Source organism: Solitalea longa, assembly GCF_002920915.1.
GTDB classification, from domain to species: Bacteria; Bacteroidota; Bacteroidia; order Sphingobacteriales; family Sphingobacteriaceae; genus Solitalea; species Solitalea longa.
In genome coordinates, this window is record NZ_PQVF01000030.1 from 1 (window position 1) to 2,664 (window position 2,664).

General features: G+C 37.0%; 1 protein-coding gene. It reads right to left on the bottom strand.

Going from position 1 to position 2,664, the window contains the following annotated elements:
* The coding region (locus C3K47_RS19320; protein WP_207765337.1) for a hypothetical protein at positions 1-2,043 on the bottom strand (2,043 nt) is incomplete at its 3' end.
* Positions 2,044-2,664 lie beyond the last annotated feature (621 nt).

Consider the following 2,664-nt stretch of genomic DNA (forward strand, 5'->3'; position numbering starts at 1 on the left):
TACCGCGCAGGTCGGCTGCGTGGTTACGCTGGCCGTAGGTACGGCTGGAGCTGTTAACATCGCTGCATTTGTAAATGAGGATGAGGGAGCAGAAGTACAACCTCCATTTCCGGCCGTTACCGTATAAGACGTTCCGGTGGTCATGCCACTGATCACTCCGCCTGCCCCTACAGTAGGACCTGTTGGAGTGAAAATATATGTGTTCGATGCACTGTAGTTACTTATTGTACTGCTTCCTGCTGCTGAGCAGGTTGCTGCCGATGTGGTAATGGTTGGAACAGCAGGGGTAGTTGTCCCTACTGTTAAAACTAATACATTAGTTTCAAAAGAACATCCACCCGATGTAGCAATTCTCTTAAAATAAGTAGTTTGAGTTAAAACAGGCGGATCATATTGTTGTCCTATAGCTCCAGGAATATTGGAAAACCCTGCACTGGCACTAATTATTGAACTTTGCCATTGAAAAGTATATGTATTTATGTAACCTCCTGACGATGGATAATCACCCCCAATTTGTCCCGGATCAAAGCTACCACAACCAGATGTTTGAGCGCCATTATAAAAATAGATAGTATTGTTTGTAAACGGATTTTGTGTAATGTTATAAACAATAGTATTTGAAATACTGACAGCACAGTCGCCAGAAGTAACAATTCTTCTGAAATAAGTAGTAGAGGTTAATAAACCAGGAACAAAATTCTGGCTATTCGAAGAAGGAATATCCGTCCAGGCTGAACCATCGGTAGAACTCTGCCATTTAAACACAAGTCCTGGCCCATAATTCCCTACAGTAGGCATAGAGCCGTTTATGGATTCATTTACTCCACAATTATAGGAAGACTGCGACGGATTCGGAAGTGTATTGTTAGTTATTGGGGCACTTACAGTAACAGTTGCTGTACCAGATAGATTCTGTAAACACCCTGCAGCACTACCATCTTTAACACTTACCAAGTTATAATTAAATGTCCCTACAGTGCCTGTTGGAACCGCAATTGTTACCGAATTCCCACTAGTGGTGGTAATTGTTTGATTGCTTCCTCCATTTATATTATAGGTAAAGGTATATGGTGCAGTGCCATTAGAACCTGTAAATGTTACAACTGGGCTAGCTGCATTTTGACAAACCGTAGTAGAGCCAGAAATTGTAGCATTTGGAAGAGGGTTCACAGTAACCTTAATACTATCAAAATTTGTTGCATTATTAAACGGATCAATTGCCGTAACTATGTACAAATAAGGCCCTCCAGCACTTAATCCTGAAATACTTATATTAGAATTATTAGTAGAATATACTTGATGAGCAGGTAATGTATTGGGTCCTGACCATTTATAGGTAACATTACTAGTATTATTAGCCCCAGTAACTGTTGCAAAAAGATTCAATGGATTACCTACACACATTGGATTATAACTTGTTGTAGCATCAATTGACCCTCTATTTGCCATTAGTTGAGCAAATGAATATTGCCCGCCGCCTCCATTACAGCTTGCGTAATGCACCCCATTAAGCCAAATATCCTTCTGGGAATTACACTGATCCAAGGAAATAAGTTTACCCCCCATCTCAATAGCTAAAACAGAAGAATAGGTTACGGATGCGCCAGGAACAATTATTCCTGAACCATTATTGCCAAAAGCTAACGTACCACTACTCTTAATTGTGATTAATGGAGTAATTAAAGTATAGACAATGCCTGAGGTAATACTTACAGTTCCAGAAACTTTTAGTTCAGTAAAACTATTTGGGTTGACGTTTAATTTTACATCATTGCCAGATTGAATTGACACTGTCTTAGTCCCTGTATATTGTCCAGGATATCCTTGTCCTAGTGTTGGCTCAACCCATGCTGTCCCATTCCACCTTTCCCAAGTAGCAAGAACATTCCAATCTCCTGATCCTTTCGATTGATAATCACCAACTGATTGACCATATGTGGCTAATCCTAAGAATATAAAGCATAACAAAAGCATAAGCTTTAGAAATGGCTTCTTAGAATTAATTAATACATGAATATTAAATGATTGAGTATCCCTAATCATTGATGATCATAAAAGGTTCGACATGTAATTACTACATGCATCAGTTGATTTGAATGGAGAGTGAGAATTTTAGATTAGGAGAGTGAGTAGTTGTTTAAGCCATGTATCTTGTTTAGATGTATTTACTTTTCTTTTTTGAGCAAAATTTATGATAAAAACTACTTAATCCAAAACTGTGTATTTATTTCCTCAAAAAAATACTTTTGGACAATATTCAAGCCAATTTAAATTATTTGTGTACAAATTGACACATTTTTTTTCATTGTTCAAACAACAATATTCTTGCCACAAAAATTAAAATAAGTTTTGAGAATTCCAATAACCTTTAGAGTCAATGAGATACTTTCTGCAAGAAACCTAATATTAGTAACAAAATTGTATACAAATAAATAAAAAAAGTCTACGAGAAGCTTAAAACTGTAGAGATTAGAAAAAATAAACTTGCCGGAAATTTAGTGCGCATTACAGCCTGTATACTTCAATTAGGATTACAGGATTTGTCTCGTCCTATTATAACTATACATCAAAAAAAGATGTATGGAAAAAAAGTTAGAACAAGACCAGTATTTAATTAGATTGCACAAGAAGAGTCGTTACGACAAGCGGCTGATTGCAAAAATC